This window comes from Streptomyces sp. SAS_270 (assembly GCF_052543295.1).
On the sequence record NZ_JBMNDS010000036.1, the window covers coordinates 20,584 to 37,518 of the forward strand.

12 protein-coding genes are annotated in these 16,935 nt (G+C 72.2%); 2 read left to right on the plus strand and 10 right to left on the minus strand.

Translation table 11 applies throughout. The features are described from left to right. Positions 1-34: 34 nt before the first annotated feature. Together purH and purN are read right to left on the minus strand one after the other, a co-directional pair. Positions 35-1,615: a bifunctional phosphoribosylaminoimidazolecarboxamide formyltransferase/IMP cyclohydrolase gene (gene purH / locus ACN6LB_RS23420; RefSeq protein WP_445027632.1), complete on the minus strand. Its 1,581-nt coding sequence runs from the start codon at positions 1,613-1,615 to the stop codon at positions 35-37. Next, positions 1,612-2,298 (minus strand): phosphoribosylglycinamide formyltransferase, encoded by a 687-nt coding sequence (gene purN / locus ACN6LB_RS23425; RefSeq protein ID WP_445027633.1) that lies wholly within the window; start codon positions 2,296-2,298, stop codon positions 1,612-1,614. The genes purH and purN overlap by 4 nt, the downstream gene beginning before the upstream one ends. Before the next feature lie 361 nt (positions 2,299-2,659). On the opposite strand from purN, the gene ACN6LB_RS23430 reads away from it, so the two are divergent. Then, the gene (locus ACN6LB_RS23430; RefSeq protein WP_445027634.1) at positions 2,660-3,505 is read left to right on the plus strand and encodes a hypothetical protein; all 846 of its coding nucleotides are present in this window, start codon (positions 2,660-2,662) and stop codon (positions 3,503-3,505) included. A gap of 324 nt (positions 3,506-3,829) precedes the next feature. Here the strand turns inward: ACN6LB_RS23430 and ACN6LB_RS23435 are convergent, their stop codons facing one another. Beyond that, entirely contained in the window at positions 3,830-5,446 is a 1,617-nt protein-coding gene (locus tag ACN6LB_RS23435; protein WP_445027635.1) for a cell division protein PerM, read from the minus strand. 96 nt (positions 5,447-5,542) lie between these two features. Here ACN6LB_RS23435 and ACN6LB_RS23440 point away from each other — a divergent pair, with 96 nt between their 5' ends. Beyond that, on the plus strand, positions 5,543-6,742 hold the full coding sequence (locus ACN6LB_RS23440; protein WP_445027636.1) for a helix-turn-helix domain-containing protein: 1,200 nt from the start codon (positions 5,543-5,545) through the stop codon (positions 6,740-6,742). A 150-nt stretch (positions 6,743-6,892) separates the two neighbouring features. On the opposite strand, the gene sucD is transcribed toward ACN6LB_RS23440, so the two are convergent. From sucD to ACN6LB_RS23475, 7 genes are all read right to left on the minus strand, one after another. Continuing rightward, entirely contained in the window at positions 6,893-7,777 is an 885-nt protein-coding gene (gene sucD, locus ACN6LB_RS23445) for a succinate--CoA ligase subunit alpha (protein WP_445027637.1), read from the minus strand. Positions 7,778-7,799: 22 nt separating this feature from the next. Continuing rightward, a complete protein-coding gene (sucC, locus tag ACN6LB_RS23450) occupies positions 7,800-8,978 on the minus strand; it encodes an ADP-forming succinate--CoA ligase subunit beta (RefSeq protein ID WP_356131674.1) in 1,179 nt (392 codons plus the stop codon). Positions 8,979-9,468: 490 nt separating this feature from the next. Then, a complete protein-coding gene (locus ACN6LB_RS23455) occupies positions 9,469-10,611 on the minus strand; it encodes a hypothetical protein (protein ID WP_445027638.1) in 1,143 nt (380 codons plus the stop codon). A gap of 149 nt (positions 10,612-10,760) precedes the next feature. After that, positions 10,761-11,786, minus strand: coding sequence for a hypothetical protein (locus ACN6LB_RS23460; protein WP_445027639.1), 1,026 nt, complete (start codon positions 11,784-11,786; stop codon positions 10,761-10,763). 120 nt (positions 11,787-11,906) lie between these two features. Beyond that, positions 11,907-13,112: a VWA domain-containing protein gene (locus tag ACN6LB_RS23465; RefSeq protein WP_445027640.1), complete on the minus strand. Its 1,206-nt coding sequence runs from the start codon at positions 13,110-13,112 to the stop codon at positions 11,907-11,909. Next, complete coding sequence (locus ACN6LB_RS23470; RefSeq protein ID WP_445027675.1) at positions 13,109-15,640, minus strand: DUF5682 family protein; 2,532 nt, start codon at positions 15,638-15,640, stop codon at positions 13,109-13,111. The genes ACN6LB_RS23465 and ACN6LB_RS23470 overlap by 4 nt, the downstream gene beginning before the upstream one ends. A 38-nt stretch (positions 15,641-15,678) precedes the next feature. After that, the gene (locus tag ACN6LB_RS23475) at positions 15,679-16,809 is read right to left on the minus strand and encodes an ATP-binding protein (protein WP_445027641.1); all 1,131 of its coding nucleotides are present in this window, start codon (positions 16,807-16,809) and stop codon (positions 15,679-15,681) included. Positions 16,810-16,935 lie beyond the last annotated feature (126 nt).

Here is a 16,935-nt window from a genome sequence, read left to right on the forward strand (position 1 = left end):
GCCCTGGTGCGTCACCTGTGCGGCAGCGAACGGGTCAGTGGAAGAAGTGCCGCGTCCCCGTGAAGTACATCGTCACGCCCGCCTTCTTCGCGGCGTCGACCACCAGCTCGTCGCGGACCGAACCGCCGGGCTGCACCACGGCCTTGACGCCCGCCTCGGCGAGGATCTCGAAGCCGTCGGGGAAGGGGAAGAACGCGTCGGAGGCCGCGTAGGAGCCGCGGGCGCGCTCGGCGCCGGCCCGCTCCACGGCGAGCTTCGCCGAGTCGACACGGTTGACCTGGCCCATGCCGACGCCGACCGAGGCGCCGTCCTTGGCGAGCAGGATCGCGTTGGACTTGACGGCCCGGCAGGCCTTCCAGGCGAACGCCAGCTCGTCGAGCTCACCGGGGCTCAGGGCGTCGCCGGTCGCGAGGGTCCAGGACGCCGGGTTGTCGCCGTCCGCCTGGAGGCGGTCGGTGACCTGGAGCAGCGCGCCGCCGTCGATCTGCTTGACCTCGACGGGGTTGGCCGGACCCTGATGGGCCCTGAGCACGCGGATGTTCTTCTTCTTGGTGAGGGCTTCGAGAGCGCCGTCCTCGTACTCGGGCGCCACGATGACCTCGGTGAAGATGTCGGCGACCTGCTCCGCCATCTCCTTGGTCACCGGCCGGTTGACGGCGATGACGCCGCCGAACGCGGAGAGCGGGTCGCACGCGTGCGCCTTGCGGTGCGCCTCGGCGACGTTCGAAGCAATCGCGATCCCGCACGGGTTGGCGTGCTTGATGATCGCGACACACGGGTCGGCGTGGTCGTACGCGGCACGGCGCGCGGCGTCCGTGTCCGTGAAGTTGTTGTACGACATCTCCTTGCCGTGCAGCTGCTCGGCCTCCGCGAGGCCGCCCGTGCCGTCGACGTACAGCGCGGCGCCCTGGTGCGGGTTCTCGCCGTAGCGCAGGGTGTTCTTGCGCGCGTAGGTGTGGCCGAGGAAGTCGGGGAAGCCACTGTCGTCCGCGGCGGCGTACTCGTCGGCGAACCAGGAGGCGACGGCGACGTCGTACGCGGCCGTGTGCTGGAACGCTTCGGCGGCGAGCCGCTTGCGGGTGGTGAGGTCGAACCCGCCGCCCTGGACGGCCGCGAGGACATCGGCGTACCGCTGCGGGCTGGTGACCACGGCCACCGACGGGTGGTTCTTGGCGGCGGCGCGGACCATCGACGGACCGCCGATGTCGATCTGCTCGACGCACTCGTCGGGCGACGCGCCCGAGGCGACCGTCTCGCGGAACGGGTAGAGGTTGACGACGACGAGGTCGAACGGCTCCACGCCCAGCTCCGCGAGCTGCTGCCGGTGGTCCTCAAGGCGCAGGTCGGCGAGGATGCCCGCGTGGACCTTCGGGTGCAGCGTCTTGACACGACCGTCCAGGCACTCGGGGAAGCCGGTGAGCTCCTCGACCTTGGTGACGGGGACGTCGGAGGCGGCGATACGGCCGGCCGTGGACCCGGTGGAGACGAGTTCCACGCCGGCCTCGTGGAGCCCGCGGGCGAGCTCTTCAAGTCCGGTCTTGTCATAGACGCTGACGAGCGCCCGACGGATGGCCCGCTTGTCGCTCTCGGCCGTGACTGTGCTCTCGGCGGTCACTGGATAACTACCTTTCGTCCCTCAATGCGATAGCCGTTCCGGGCGAGCCGCCCCACGACATCGACGAGCAGCCTTCGCTCGACTTCCTTGATGCGCTCGTGCAGCGCGCTCTCGTCGTCCTCGTCCCGGACCTCCACCACGCCCTGCGCGATGATCGGTCCGGTGTCGACGCCGTCGTCGACGAAGTGGACGGTGCAGCCGGTGACCCGCGCGCCGTACGCGAGCGCGTCGCGCACGCCGTGGGCCCCCGGAAAACTGGGGAGGAGGGCGGGGTGCGTGTTGACCAACCGCCCGCCGAACCGCGCGAGGAATTCCTTCCCCACGATCTTCATGAACCCCGCGGAGACGACCAGGTCGGGCTCGTACGCGGCAACGGCGTCGGCCAGTGCCTCGTCCCACTCCTCGCGGGTGTCGTAGTCCTTCACGCGGCGCACGAAGGTCGGCAGGGCGGCGCGCTCGGCGCGGGTGAGTCCCTCGATGCCGTCGCGGTCCGCGCCCACGGCGACGATCTCGGCTCCGTAGGCCTCGACGCCCTGCTCCGCGATGGCGTCCAGCAGTGCCTGAAGGTTGGTGCCGGATCCGGAGACCAGCACGACAAGGCGCCTGGCCGCGGACTTGACCACGGGCTCGGCCACGACGGGGCCCTTTCTCGGGGGTGCGTTTGTACGGTCGTACGAATGCATCGCGCCCCTCAATACGGGGAAGTCTACGAAGCGGCCGACCGTCAGCAACGATACCGGCACACCGGGCGGCCCCCACGGGACGGGGGCGTGGCCGGAAGGTAGCGTCTGGGAAGGTTCCACCCGGGAACACCGTTCAGCACAGGGAACGCCCTGTGCGCGTGGGACGTTGATCTGGGACGGGGGGCTCGTGTCCGGGCTCGGGCCCGGGGCACACGGCCCGGCCACGCCACCCGGCGAGGACCACCGAGTCAGTTCCCGAGCAAGTCATCAGTCGGTTCACCAGCAAGTTCATCAGCACGCTGACCAGCGCGTTCACCAGCACATTCATCTGCACATTCATCAAGGGGAAGACGCACACCTGATGCCGGATCGCAGTCTCCGACTCCCTCCGCTCCTGCTGCGCGAGCGGCGCCCTTCGCCCACGCCGCCGCAGGAGAGCGGACGCGACGCTGCGGACGGGCGGGGCCGGGAAACGCCTTCGGCCCCCTCGTCGGACACGCCGACGCCGTCGGACCCGCCCTCCGACCCGCCCTCGGAGGACAACCCCTTCGCCCCGCCGCCGGAGGGGACCCCCGACCGGCCGTGGCAGCCCCGGCGGCCCGCGAACGGGCGGGGCTCGCAGGACGACGGCCGGTCCGGGCAGCCCGGGCAGTCCGGACACCAGGGGCAGTCCCCGTGGGGCAACCAGTGGAGCGATCAGCAGCCGGGCCGTTCGAGCGGCGGCCGCTTCGGTGACCGTCCCGGTGCGCCTCAGGGGCAGGGCGGTCAGGAGGGGCCCGGCGGCGGTCCGGGCACCGGGATGCGCTGGGACCCGACGGACCCCGCCCAGCGGCGTGCGCGCTTCGCGCTGCTCTCCGGGATGTGGGCGTTCTTCTTCGCCCTCTTCAGCTGGCCGTACGTGGCGCTGCTGCTCGGCGCGCTCGCCCTGTACTGGGGCGGCAGCGCCCTGCGCGCCAAGCCGCGTACGCCGGATCCGGACGCCCCGGCACCCGCCCCCACCGCGAGTACCCGCCCTCAGACGACGGCTGCGGTGAGCGGCCTGGTCACCGCCTCCCTCGCCATCGTCATGGTCGCCGCGGCCTTCACCGCCCAACTCGTCTACAGCGACTACTACTCCTGCACGAACGACGCCCTCACCAACTCCGCCAAACAGTCCTGCAACGACCTCCTCCCGAAGGAACTCCGGGGGCTCTTGGGCACGCGCTGACGTCAAGGGCTGCTGCCTGCCGGCCGGTCGGTCGACCGGGGGTGGGGCCGGATCATCTGGCACGCCGGGCCCGCGGCGGTGAAGTCGGACCGGTCACCCCCACGCCCCCGCAGCCGCGTACGCAGGCAGGGGACGGGCCGGAACGTCCGCCCGCAGCGGATGGCGCGTCAACACCCTCCACCTGTAACGCAACCGATTCCGCGCCAGGCCGAGGACGGATGCTCCGGCCCGGCCCCGACCCACCCACCGGATCCCGGGCGCCATGCCGTACGCCCGCGGCCGCAGGTGCGTGGGGCCTGTGGGGCCCTCGGCCCTGGTGCGGGCTCAGCCCAGCTCTTCCGGGTCCGCGAGGGTGGAAGCCTCCTTCAGGGCTGCCCAGCGGGACTCTCGGGTGGCGTCCTCGTGCCAGGGAGAGGGCGGGGCGTCCGCGGGGAGGAAGTCGTAAGGCTCGAAGGTGGGGTCCGGGGGCTCCGGCGCGGGAGTGGGCGGCAGTACGGGCTCCGCCTTGCCCGCGGACCGGGACGACCGTGGCCTCGCCCACGAGAACCAGGTCTTCGCGGAGGGCAACGCCACCCGGAGCCGATGCCGGCCGGAGACCCGTACCCGCCAGCCCCGTACTCCCCCGGCCACCAGCACGCCCACCACCCCCACCCATCCGACCGCCGCAGGCCCCGCCTGCCACCACACCGGCCCGAGATGGGCCAGCGCATCCACCCCGAGCGGCCCCCCGGCCAGCCCCGCGAGCCCCGCGACAGCGGCCCCGCACAGCACGGACGCGAGCCCCACGACAGCGGCCGTCCGTCCCCTCGACCAGGCCTCCTCCCGAGTCCCGCCCTTCGGCGCCGCCGCCGCGACGGTGAACCACGCGACCGTCACCCCCGCCGCCACCGGCACCGCCACGGCCCCCCAGCCCCACGGCGTAGCCGTCCCCGGCACCGCAGCCAGCAGCGGGAACGGTGGCAGCAGGGACCCCGGTCCCGCCGAGGACAACGGTCCAGCGACATGCCCGGCACCCAGCACGACCCCCGGCCCCAGGCCGTAAGCCGCCCCCCACACCGCCGCGTTCGGCACGAGGGCCACGCACAGCAGCAGTACGGCGAACCGGCCCGACCACACCTCGGTGAGCTGCAGGAACGAGTCGCGCGCCGCTCCGCCGTGCCATACCGAGGACGCGGCGACGAGCAGCGCCCCACCCCCGACCAGCACGGCGACCCCGGCCCCGGCCGCCCGCACCGCCGAGGCGAGCGCGCGGCGGGCGCCCGGCTCCAGACCCTCGTCGGTGACGAACCGTCGTAGGCCTCCCGGCAGAGCGGCCGTCAGCCTCCTGCGCCACCGTGCCGGCAGCGGCCCGCTCGGACGCCCGTACGCCGTCCACACCCCCGCTCCCGCCGCCGCGGCCGCAACTACCGGCAGGCATACGGCGGTCCACGCCCAGGACGGTCGCAGCTCGCCGCCGGAGGCGTACAACGCGGCGGCCCCGCCGACCGACAGATAGCCCGTCACGACCCCGGCCCACACCGCGCGCGGCGACGCCTCGGAGCCGCCGTCCTCGTCACCTTCCGCGTCGGTGTCCGCCGCGTCGCGCGCCGCGCGGTGCAGAAGCCACGTGGGCAGCACGAGAAGCAGCAGCGGCGTGATGCCCACGGGCGCGGGCACCCCCGACAGGGTCTCGGTGCGGACCAGTTCGGCCCCGTGCGCGAGCAGCCACAGCGCGGCGGCGACATGCAGCGCGCCGCCGGGTCCGCTGTCCGGGTACGGCGAACTGATCCACAGCACCATGACGAGGACGGCGAACGAACCGAGCCCGAGCCCGGCCGCGAGCGCGCCGCCGAAGGCGCCGGCGGCCAGCCCTGGCGAGCGGTCGCGCATCCGGGTGAGCAGGGACGACAACGACGTGATGCGGGACGTGCCGCGCTCGGTGAGGTGGGTCACGTCCGCCATGCTCCCAACGACACGCGCTTTCCCGTCGTAACAGGCGAAGCTCGGATGTGTCGCTCAATATGCATCTATGTACTTTTTCGTACGAAAGGGCGCGCTGTGACGGACGGCTCTGCCACCCCGCTCCCGTCCCCCAAGGAACGGCGCCGCCGCCGCGAGGCCAAGTCACTGAGCCGGGCCGAGGTCGCCGCCCGGATGGGCGTCACCCGCGAGACGGTGCGCTCATGGGAGACAGGCCGTACGACACCACGCGGCCGGAGACTGGAAGCGTACGCAGAGCTGCTGGGCACACCCGAGGGCCCGCCCGCCGACACCGACGCCGACATGCGTGAAGCCGTCGTCGCTGAGGTACGTGAAGTCGCCGAGGCCGAGGTGAGTGACCGTCACGAAGCGACCGTGCGTGCCCTGGTCGGTGTCGGCGGCGGACCGTCCTTCGACCCGCTGCCGGCGGAGGAAGCGGAGGCGGAGGCCACCGCGCCGGCCCCGGCCGACATGCTCGAACCCCTGACGCCCGCTCAGGCCTTCGACGCCCTCTACGCGTTCTGCGCCCCTGCTCTCGTACGGCAGACCTATCTGCTCACCGGGCGCCGCGAACTGGCGCGCGAGTCCGTGGAGCGCGCCTTCCAACTGGCCTGGCACCGCTGGCCCGAGGTGGCTGTCGACCGGGACCCCGCGGGGTGGGTGCGGGCGACGGCGTACGAGTACGCGCTCTCCCCCTGGCACCGGCTGCGCCCCCGCCACCGGCACCCGGAGGCGCCGCCCGCCGACGCCGCCGGCCGGGCGCTGCTCGGCGTACTCCTGCAACTGCCGCCGCCCTACCGACGCACCCTGCTGCTCTACGACGGCGTCGGGCTCGACCTCCCCGAGACCGCGGCCGAGACGGAGGCGAGCACGCCCGCGGCTGCCAACCGGCTGCTGTACGCGCGTCAGGCCGTCGCCGCGCGGCTACCGGAGCTGGCCGTCCCGGAGGCGCTGCACCAGCGCCTCACGCAACTCGCCGGCACGGAGCGGCTCCGCGCCGCCAAACCCCGGGCCGTCCGTACCGGCAGCGAACGCCGTGCCCGTCAGTGGACCCGCGCGGCCGTCGCCTGCACGGCCCTCCTCATCGGCATCACCGCCCTGACCCTGCGCGAGGCCCCGGACCACTACGAGGCTCCGGTCGCCCCGGGCGCCGCGGTCCGGGGGGTGCCGCCGCGGGCTGCTCCGGGCGCGCTCTCCGAGGAGGAACTGGAGTTGAGAGCCAAGCTCAGGTCTCAGACGGCCCATGGTCCGGAGAGGCTGGTGCCGCAATCGCGTTAGGCGGCGCGCGCCTCACCATCGCATCAGGCGTGACATCGGGCGTCGTGTCTGTCAGGCGCGACATCAGGCGTCGCGTCGGTTCCGGAAACGCCGGTGGGCCCGTACCCCTCAAGGGGTACGGGCCCACCCGACGTTCAGGCAAGCGGAGGATCAGCCCGCGAGAAGCTCGCGCGCCAGCTTCGCCGTCTCGGTCGGCGTCTTGCCGACCTTGACACCGGCGGCCTCAAGGGCCTCCTTCTTCGCGGCGGCCGTGCCGGAGGAGCCGGAGACGATGGCGCCGGCGTGGCCCATGGTCTTGCCCTCGGGCGCGGTGAAGCCCGCCACGTAGCCGACGACCGGCTTCGTCACGTTCTTCGCGATGAAGTCCGCCGCACGCTCCTCGGCGTCGCCGCCGATCTCACCGATCATGACGATCAGGTCGGTGTCGGGGTCGGCCTCGAACGCGGCGAGCGCGTCGATGTGCGTCGTACCGATGACCGGGTCGCCACCGATGCCGACGGCGGACGAGAAGCCGATGTCACGGAGCTCGTACATCATCTGGTACGTCAGCGTGCCGGACTTCGAGACCAGGCCGATGCGGCCCGGCTTCGTGATGTCGCCCGGGATGATGCCGGCGTTCGACTGGCCCGGGGTGATGAGACCGGGGCAGTTCGGGCCGATGATGCGGGTCTTGCTGCCCTTCGACTTCGCGTACGCCCAGAAGGCGGCGGAGTCGTGGACGGCGATGCCCTCGGTGATGACGACCGCGAGGGGGATCTCGGCGTCGATCGCCTCGACCACGGCGGCCTTGGCGAACGCCGGCGGCACGAAGAGGACGGACACGTTGGCGCCCGTCTTCTCGATCGCCTCGGCGACCGTGCCGAAGACCGGGATCTCGGTGCCGTCGATGTCGACCGACGTGCCCGCCTTGCGCGGGTTGACGCCACCGACGATGTTCGTGCCGTCGGCCAGCATGAGCTTGGTGTGCTTCATGCCCGTGGCACCGGTCATGCCCTGGACGATGACCTTGCTGTCCTTGTTGAGGAAGATAGCCATGGCTGTGTGGTTCCCTCGTCCCTTACTTGGCCGCGGCCAGCTCGGCGGCCTTGTCGGCCGCGCCGTCCATGGTGTCCACGCGCTGGACCAGCGGGTGGTTGGCGTCCGACAGGATCTTGCGGCCCAGCTCGGCGTTGTTGCCGTCCAGACGCACGACCAGCGGCTTGGTGACTTCCTCGCCCTTGTCCTTGAGCAGCTGCAGCGCCTGGACGATGCCGTTGGCGACCTCGTCACAGGCGGTGATGCCACCGAAGACGTTGACGAACACGGACTTGACGTCCGGGTCGCCGAGGATGATCTCCAGGCCGTTCGCCATCACGGCCGCGGACGCGCCGCCGCCGATGTCGAGGAAGTTGGCCGGCTTCACGCCACCGTGGTTCTCACCGGCGTACGCGACGACGTCGAGGGTGCTCATGACGAGACCCGCGCCGTTGCCGATGATGCCGACCTCACCGTCGAGCTTGACGTAGTTGAGGTTCTTGGCCTTGGCGGCGGCCTCGAGCGGGTTGGCCGACTCCTTGTCCTCGAGAGCCGCGTGGTCCGGCTGGCGGAACTCGGCGTTCTCGTCCAGCGACACCTTGCCGTCAAGGGCGATGACCTTGCCGGAGGCGACCTTGGCGAGGGGGTTGACCTCGACGAGGAGGGCGTCCTCCTTGATGAAGGTGTCCCACAGCGTCACCAGGATCTCGGCGACCTGCTCCGCGACCTCGGCCGGGAACTTCGCCTGGGCGACGATCTCGCGGGCCTTCTCGATCGAGACGCCCTCGTTGGCGTCGACCGGGACCTTCGCGAGGGCCTCGGGGTTCTCCTCCGCGACGACCTCGATCTCCACGCCGCCCTGAACGGACGCCATGGCGAGGAAGGTGCGGTTGGTGCGGTCGAGGAGGTACGAGACGTAGTACTCCTCGACGATCTCGGGCGCGGTCTCGGCGATCATCACCTTGTGGACCGTGTGGCCCTTGATGTCCATGCCGAGAATGTCCGTCGCGCGGGCGACGGCCTCGTCCGGGGTGGCGGCGAGCTTCACGCCACCGGCCTTGCCACGGCCGCCTACCTTCACCTGGGCCTTGACGACGGACTTGCCGCCAAGACGCTCGGTCGCCTCGCGGGCTGCCTCAGGCGTGTCAATGACTTCACCGGCCAGCACCGGTACACCGTGCTTGGCGAAGAGGTCCCTCGCCTGGTACTCGAACAGGTCCACGCGCGTCCGTCCCTATCAGTGATCTCGCGGTTCGTTGGGATGCGTGGGCGTGCCGCGAAGGGCAACGTGACGTCCGCTGTCACAAGGGTGGCGCACACGGTGTCCGAGCGCGCGGCATGTCCGTCTCGCAGGTTATCGCCGCTGGACGCGGGTCCCTAAATCGCAGATCACACCTGAGCGGTGATACCTGTCACAGATTCGTTGGAAACGGGGCCTCACCGGGCTGGGGTTTGCCCGGTGAGACCCCTTGAACAGCCCTCAATGGCTTTGAAGGGCCCAGGACGGGTGGTCCCCACCCCAATGGGGACCACCCGCCCCATCCGCAGGGTCCCGGTCGGAATTCCGGTCGGACGGACCGATGGCTTTCGACCGTCCGGGGCCGCGGGCCCTGCGGAGCTGGGAGGGCAGGGAACTACATGGGGATCTATCTACATACGGCTGATCGCGGCTGGTGCGGCTGGTTGCGGCTGCTGCCGCTGGTTGCCGCTGGTCAGCCGAGGTAGCCGGGGGTCACCGACTGGGCTACGTGGTGGACGCCGGTGACGGCATGGCCGGCCAGCGGGCCACCGGTCGCGCCGACGGTTCCGGTCAGGTCCTGAGCGAAGGGGGCGACCTGTCCAGTCACGCCCTGCGCGAAGGGGTCGACCTCGCCGACGACGCCGCCCGCGTACGGCCGCACATCGCTCGTGACGCCGTACGCCAGACGGGTGGTGCTGCCCGCGACTCCGTCCGCAACGGGCCGGACCTCGTCGACGACGCCCTGCGCGATCTGCACGACCGGTTGCGCCGCGTCGGCCACACCGCCGGTGAAGGGCCGCACATCGTGCGCGACGACGTGCTGCGCGAACGGGGCCACGCCGCCGACCGCACCCCACGCGAGCGGAGGAACTCCGCCCGTGACACCGCCCACGACACCGCCCGCGAACGGCCGGACATCGCCGACGACGCCGTACGCCAGAGTCGTCGCGTCTCCTACGGCCTGCCCGGCGACCGGGACGACCCCGTGGACGGCGGTCGCCGCGACCGGCGGCAGCACGGCGCCCGCCGTGTCCCCGACGACACCGGAGGCGACACCCCCGACGAGCGGCTGCGCGTCACCCGTCACGCCGTACGCCAGCCTGCTCGCGTTGTCGGCCGCGTGCCCCGCGAGCGGCACGACGCCGTCGACGGCGGTCACGGCGACGGGCGGCACAGCGGCGGCCGCGGTCTCGTCGACGACCGGGGCCACGGTGTTTGTGGTGCTTGCGGTGCTTGGGACGTTCGTGGTGCTCGTAGTGACGGGCGCGAAGGCTGAAAGCGGCCCGAAGAGGTAGTCGATCTCGTCCTCGGGCGCGGTGGCCGTGGTGGCGGTCGCGGCCTTGTCGGTGGCCGTGCTGGTGGCAGTACCAGCAGAGGCACTGTGGGCGGCATCGGTGACACCGGCGACATCGGTGACATCGCTGCCGCCCGTGGCGCCGGTGGCGGTGTCCTCGACGTCGCTCGTCACGTTCGCGACGACTCCGTCGGCGTTCACGTCGGGAAGGGAGACGGACGGCGAGTGCAGCTCGTCCGCACTGGCGACGGCGGTGCCGAGCGCCCACGCGCCGGAGACACCGGCGGCTATGACGAGGGAACGGCGGATGTTCTTGTTCATGCTTGCGTCAGATCCTTCGGGAGACCGAGACATTCGGTTCGGGAGGTCCGGGGGCTTCCATCCGGGGATCGGAGGAGCGGGGTGCCCGGACGGCGGGCAGACCTGTTCCGCCCCCGCGCGGCAGGTCGATCAGCGGGGGAAGGGCTGCCCTAGCCGGGGAAAACCGGAATGTCCCGGTACCTGTCCCGGGTCTCGGCCGCGGTGACGCCCGCGGGTGCGCCGGGCGCGAGCCGCAGCGGCGCCAGGTGGTTCAAGGTGACGGCCTGTGGATCACCGTGTCGCGGCGCACCGTTGTCGACCGCCGACTGATTGCCCAGCGCGCCGGCCGGGTCACCGGTTGGCTCACCGGCGGGCGCCTGGTGCGCGGGCGCCTGGGCGATGCGTGCACGCCGGCTTCCACCACCCACGGCCGCACCGCCGGCTTCCGCACTCCGCGCGCGGGGGCCGTACACAGGCGCAGGCCCCGACACCGGCGCCGACCCTGACGCCGCGACCGTGGTCCCGTGCGCGCTGCCGCGCCCGGCCGTCGTCCCGTCAGACGGCTGCGCCGCCGCGGGCGCCGGGAGGGTCTGACCCATGTCCGGGAGCGAGGGCAGGCCTGGCACGCCGGGCAGACCAGGCAGATCGGGTGGGGTGGGAAGCGGCGGGGTCGGAAGCGGTGGCGTGGGAAGTTCAGGCAGGGTCGGGGTCGGCAGCGAGGACAGCGATGGCAGTACGTCCGCCCCGGGCCCTGTCGGCCCACCGGTGACCGTCTCCACAAGATCCCCGACCGGATCCCCGCCCGGCCGTACGACGTCACGCACGGTGTCCGTGGCGCCTGCTCCCGGGTGCCCGGGGGCCTGTGCCTGTACCTGTGCCTGCTGGCGCCGGACCGAGGTGTCCGCGGTCCGCTCAACCGGCGGCTTCACGACATGCTCCGCCGCGTTCGACACCGCCGTCACCGACCGCGTCACGGGCTGGGCCACCGACCTGACGACCCCTGTGGGCGTCGCCACCGCCGGTACCGTCGCTCCCGTCGAGTCCGCCGCATACGCCTGTCCGCCGCAGACGAGCCCCAGCAGGAACAACCCACCCGCCAACAGCACCAGTTGCAGCGCATGCCGCCCGGCCGCCGTGCGCATCACGCGCAGAGCGGCACTGGCACCGGCTCCGGGCCATGCGGCTGACAGGGACAAGGCGGGCGGGTCCTCGCGTGTAAGAGGCTTATAAGGAAGCCCGATCCTCGCACGGGGCGCCCGAGGTTGCGCAAGTCCCCTGTTACCGATGGGTATTCATGTCCCCTTTCTCAACTCTCCTCACCTGGTGTCCGGAATGGGGAGCGGCCGTTTCTCGATCGCCGCCGCCATCACCTCGGGAAACAGGTCGGGCGTGCAGGCGAACGCCGGTGCGTCGAGGGCGGCGAGCGCCGCCGCGTGCTCGCGGTCGTACGCGGGTGCCCCTTCATCGGACAGCGCCAGCAGCGTCACGAACTGCACCCCCGACGCCTTCATCGCCGCGACCCGCTTGAGCATCTCGTTCCGTATGCCTCCTTCGTAGAGGTCGCTGATGAGCACGACGACCGTGTCGGCGGGCCGGGTGATCTGCGACTGGCAGTACGCGAGCGCCCGGTTGATGTCCGTGCCGCCGCCGAGCTGGGTGCCGAAGAGGACGTCGACGGGGTCGTCGAGCTGGTCGGTGAGGTCGACGACGGCCGTGTCGAAGACGACCAGGCGGGTGGCGATGGACCGCATGGACGCGAGGACGGCGCCGAACACGGAGGCGTAGACGACGGAGGCCGCCATCGACCCCGACTGGTCGATGCAGAGGATGACCTCCTTCTTCACGGACTGCGACGCGCGCCCGTAGCCGATCAGCCGCTCGGGCACGATCGTGCGGTACTCGGGCAGGTAGTGCTTGAGGTTCGCCGCGATCGTGCGGTTCCAGTCGATGTCGTGGTGGCGGGGCCTGCTGATACGGGCACTGCGGTCGAGCGCGCCGGTGAGCGTGGCCCGGGTGCGGGAGGCGAGCCGCTTCTCCAGGTCGTCGACGACCTTGCGCACCACGGCCCGTGCCGTCTCCTTCGTCGTCTCGGGCATCGCCTTGTTGAGCGAGAGCAGCGTGCCGACGAGGTGGACGTCGGCCTCCACCGCCTCCAGCATCTCCGGCTCCAGCAGCAGTGTGGAGAGGCCGAGCCGGTCGATGGCGTCCCGCTGCATGACCTGGACCACGGACGAAGGGAAGTACGTTCGGATGTCCCCGAGCCAGCGCGCGACAGACGGCGCCGACGCCCCCAGCCCCGCCGAACGGTCCCGCCCCGCCTGCGGCTTGTCCCCCTTTCCGTACAGCGCGGTCAGCGCTCCGTCCATCGCCGCGTCCTGCCCGGTCAGCACGCAGCCGGTGCCGTCCGCGGCCTCACCTCCGAGCACGAGCCGCCAACGCCGAAGCCGCTCATCACCCGCTTCACCCGTCTCACGCGCGCCCCCCGCGCCGCTTGCGCCGGGCGCGACCGCCGGTGTGGTCATGAGGTCACCCCTGCAAGGTCGTTGTCGTCACTGTGGTCGTCGCGTTCGCGGTCGGCTCGATCGGGGTCGGCTCGATCGGGGTCGGCTCGATCGGGGTCGGCTCGATCGCGGTCGTTGTCGGTGCCGGCTCCGGTGCCTGGGTCGGTTCCGGTGTCGGAGTCGGTGGCGGTGTCCGTGTCGGCTGCGCCCTCGTCCAGTCCCAGCAGCAGGCGCAGTACCGGCAGGACGGCGTCGGCGCGGTCAGGGTCGAGGTCGGGGGCGAAGCCGGGCAGGCCGGAGGCAGTGGTCCCGGCGGCACCCGGCACTCCCGGGCCGCGGCGGACCAGTTCGCCCAGCGTCCTGCGCACTCCCGCCTCGTACGCCGCGAACGTGCGGCGCAGCAGCGGCAGCACATCGGTGAACGCCTCCGCCGGGACCCCTGTCAGCCACGCGTCCACCAGGCCGAGCAGGCGTTCGTCGTGGACGAGCAGCATGCCGCCTCCGGAGCCGCCGCCGACGAACCCCTCGATCCAGGCGGCCGCGTCCCCCGGCTCCGTGCCCGGCGACAGCACGAGGCCCATGAGCCGTGCGGCCTCGTCGTGCCCCAACTCCCCGTCGTCCAGGAGCAGTCGCACCGTCCGTCCGCGGATCACTCCCGGAACGGTGTCGCGGCCCGCGAGCACCTTGAGCACCCTGTGCCAGCGCTCGCGTATGCCGCCGGGCGAGGCCGTGAGCGTCTCCCTCAGCAGGGCCACCGCTCCGTGCACCGCGTCCACATGGTGGCGCATCTCCTCGGCTGCTTCGGCGTCGAGTGCCGTGCAGGCCGGCGGGAGGCCGACGAAGATCCGCTCGGCGAGGCCTGCCGCCACGTCGGTGAGGGCGTGGGTGTCCGTGCCGCGTACGTCGCCGTAGCGCAGGGAGCGGACGAGGGCGGGCAGGGCCTGGGCGAGGTGCCCGACGTCCGTGTCGAGGGCGGCCCGGTCGGCGAGGATCCGCATCACCACGGGCAGTGCGTCCGGGAGTTCGGCGAGGAGGCAGCGCTCGGCGAGAGCGGTGACGTCGGCGAGGGCGCGCGCGGCGACGGCGTCCGCCTCGGCCTTGGCGGTCGCGGCGGACAGCACGGTCGTGCCCCACACCCCGGCCTCGGCGACCCGTACGGACAGCTCCGGCTCCCAGTGCAGCCGCCAGGTCTCCCGGAAGGTACCCGTGCTGCCGCGCGACACGGCCGGCTCGCCCCAGTCGACGCCAAGGAGGCGCAGTCGGTGCAGCATCCTGCTCCGGCCCGCGTCGGTGTCCTTGCGCAGGTCGAGCTCCAACTCCCGTTCCATAGGCTCCGGTTTGAGCCGCAGACTTCGCTGGAGCCGCGTGAGGTCCCGCTGCAACGGCACCGCGGGCGCCGACGCGGGCACCTCGCCCAGGACGTCGCCGACCACGAGCCGGTCGTGCACGAGCGCCAGCGGCACGTCCGAGCCCTCGCACATCACCGCACGTACGGCGTCGGAGGTCTCGGTCAGCCCGGGCAGGGGGCGACCGCGCATCGCCGCGAGGGTGTCCGCCAGCCGTACGGCCTCGATGACATGCGCGGACGAGACGAGTCTGTCCTCCGCGCGCAGCAGTCCGGCCACCTTTGTCATCCAGCGCTCGACGGGGCGGTCGGGGGCGCTGAACAGATGCCCGTACCACCCCGGCGAGTCGATGCCCGCGCCGTATCCGCTGACCCGGGCGAGCCGACGGTGTGTCCAGGGCACCCATGTCAGGTCGGCCTTCGCCTTGGGCAGCCCCTTCAGCAGCGCCCGGTCGGCGGCGACCGCGGACCTCTGCCGCAGCGCGGGTACGTGCCAGGCCCCGCACACCACGGCCACGTCGTCCCCGAACTCCCGCTGTGCCGCCCGCATCCGGAGCCGCATGTGCGCCTCTCTCACCAGGTCCCGGTCGTGCCCCCCGGCTCCGTACGCCTCGCGCAGCGCCCCCATCGCCTCGCCCAGCACCGCGAACGGCACGAAGGGATCGGCGCCCGCCCCGCCCCGGTGCTCGACCACGTCTTCCCACCAGCGCTCCGGATCGTCGTAGCCGGCGGTTTCGGCCAGCACGGCGAGGGGGTCGATCCGGATGGCCTTCTCGACTTCCGCGGCACCCTCGGCCTCCTCGGCCTGCTCCGGGGCGCTCTCCTCATTCCCCCACGCCAGGGTGTGGGTTGCCGGTAGGTCGATGAAACGGGCCGGGACGCCGTGTTCCCCGGCCCAGCGGATCGCCACCCACTCCGGCGAGAACTCGGCGAGCGGCCAGAAGGCCGAGTGGCCGGGCTCGTCCACGACATGGGCGAGCAGCGCGACGGGGGGCCGCATGTCCTCGTCGGCGGCCAGCGGGATCAGCGCGTCCGCCTCCGGTGGCCCCTCTATGAGCACGACGCGGGGCTCGGCAGCCTCCAGCGCGGCCCGCACCGCGCGGGCCGAACCGGGCCCGTGATGCCGTACGCCGAGCAACAGGGGCCCGTCGTCGTAGGCGTGGCCGTACGAGCCCGTGCGGGTCTTCGGCCCATCGGCGCCCATCGCACAGGCCTCCGGGGGCCGCTCCGCGGGAAGTCCGGTCATGCGCTCACCTCCCTGCAGGCCCGGTAGAAGTCCTTCCAGCCGTCCCGCTCACGGACGACCGCTTCCAGGTACTCCTGCCAGATGACGCGGTCGGCCGCCGGGTCGCGGACGACGGCGCCGAGGATGCCGGCGGCGACGTCGCTCGCGCGCAGGACGCCGTCACCGAAGTGGGCGGCCAGGGCGAGGCCGCCCGTGACGACGGAGATCGCCTCGGCGGTGGAGAGCGTGCCGCTGGGCGACTTGAGCTTCGTACGCCCGTCGGTCGTGATCCCGTCGCGCAGCTCGCGGAAGACGGTGACGACGCGGCGGATCTCGTCGATGCCGTCGGGCACGGCCGGCAGGTCGAGGGAGCGGCCGATCTGGTCGACGCGGCGCGAGACGATGTCGACCTCGGCGTCGGCGCTCTCGGGCAGCGCAAGCACCACGGTGTTGAAACGGCGGCGCAGGGCGCTGGACAGCTCGTTGACCCCGCGGTCCCGGTCGTTGGCCGTGGCGATGAGGTTGAAGCCGCGGACTGCCTGCACCTCCGACCCCAACTCCGGTATCGGCAGGGTCTTTTCCGACAGGATCGTGATCAGCGTGTCCTGCACGTCCGCCGGGATGCGGGTCAACTCCTCGACGCGGGCGGTCATCCCCTCCGCCATGGCCCGCATGACGGGGCTCGGCACGAGCGCGGCGCGGCTGGGGCCGTTGGCGAGCAACTGCGCGTAGTTCCAGCCGTAGCGGATCGCCTCTTCGGGGGTCCCGGCCGTGCCCTGCACGAGCAGCGTCGAGTCGCCGCTGACCGCTGCCGCCAGGTGCTCGGACACCCAGGTCTTGGCGGTGCCGGGCACCCCGAGCAGGAGGAGCGCGCGGTCGGTGGCGAGGGTGCTGACGGCGACCTCGACGATGCGGCGCGGGCCCACGTACTTGGGTGTGATCACCGTGCCGTCCGGCAGTGTGCCGCCCAGCAGATACATCGCCACCGCCCACGGCGACAGCCGCCAGCGGTCCGGGCGGGGCCGGTCGTCCTGCGCCGCCAGCGCCGCGAGTTCGGCCGCGAACGCGTTCTCGGCGTGCGGCCGCAACGCCTCGTGCGTGTCGTGCGCGGGCGGATTCACGGTCATCGGGTCAACGGACACAGACATGGCTTGGTCCCCCTCCAGCTTCGCCGGTTCGGATCTGGTTCCACCCTGCACCACGGCACTGACAATCGCTCTGACCTGCGGAAATGCGTTCGCGGCAGTCGATTGTCAGTGGCGGGATCTACCTTC

Coding starts and splice junctions, on each gene's coding strand:
- purN (WP_445027633.1), bottom strand. CDS start 2,298: ATGCATTCGTACGACCGTACAAACGCACCCCCGAGAAAGGGCCCCGTC.
- ACN6LB_RS23430 (WP_445027634.1), top strand. CDS start 2,660: ATGCCGGATCGCAGTCTCCGACTCCCTCCGCTCCTGCTGCGCGAGCGG.
- ACN6LB_RS23435 (WP_445027635.1), bottom strand. CDS start 5,446: ATGGCGGACGTGACCCACCTCACCGAGCGCGGCACGTCCCGCATCACG.
- sucD (WP_445027637.1), bottom strand. CDS start 7,777: ATGGCTATCTTCCTCAACAAGGACAGCAAGGTCATCGTCCAGGGCATG.
- ACN6LB_RS23455 (WP_445027638.1), bottom strand. CDS start 10,611: ATGAACAAGAACATCCGCCGTTCCCTCGTCATAGCCGCCGGTGTCTCC.
- ACN6LB_RS23465 (WP_445027640.1), bottom strand. CDS start 13,112: ATGACCACACCGGCGGTCGCGCCCGGCGCAAGCGGCGCGGGGGGCGCG.
- ACN6LB_RS23470 (WP_445027675.1), bottom strand. CDS start 15,640: ATGGGCGCCGATGGGCCGAAGACCCGCACGGGCTCGTACGGCCACGCC.
- ACN6LB_RS23475 (WP_445027641.1), bottom strand. CDS start 16,809: ATGTCTGTGTCCGTTGACCCGATGACCGTGAATCCGCCCGCGCACGAC.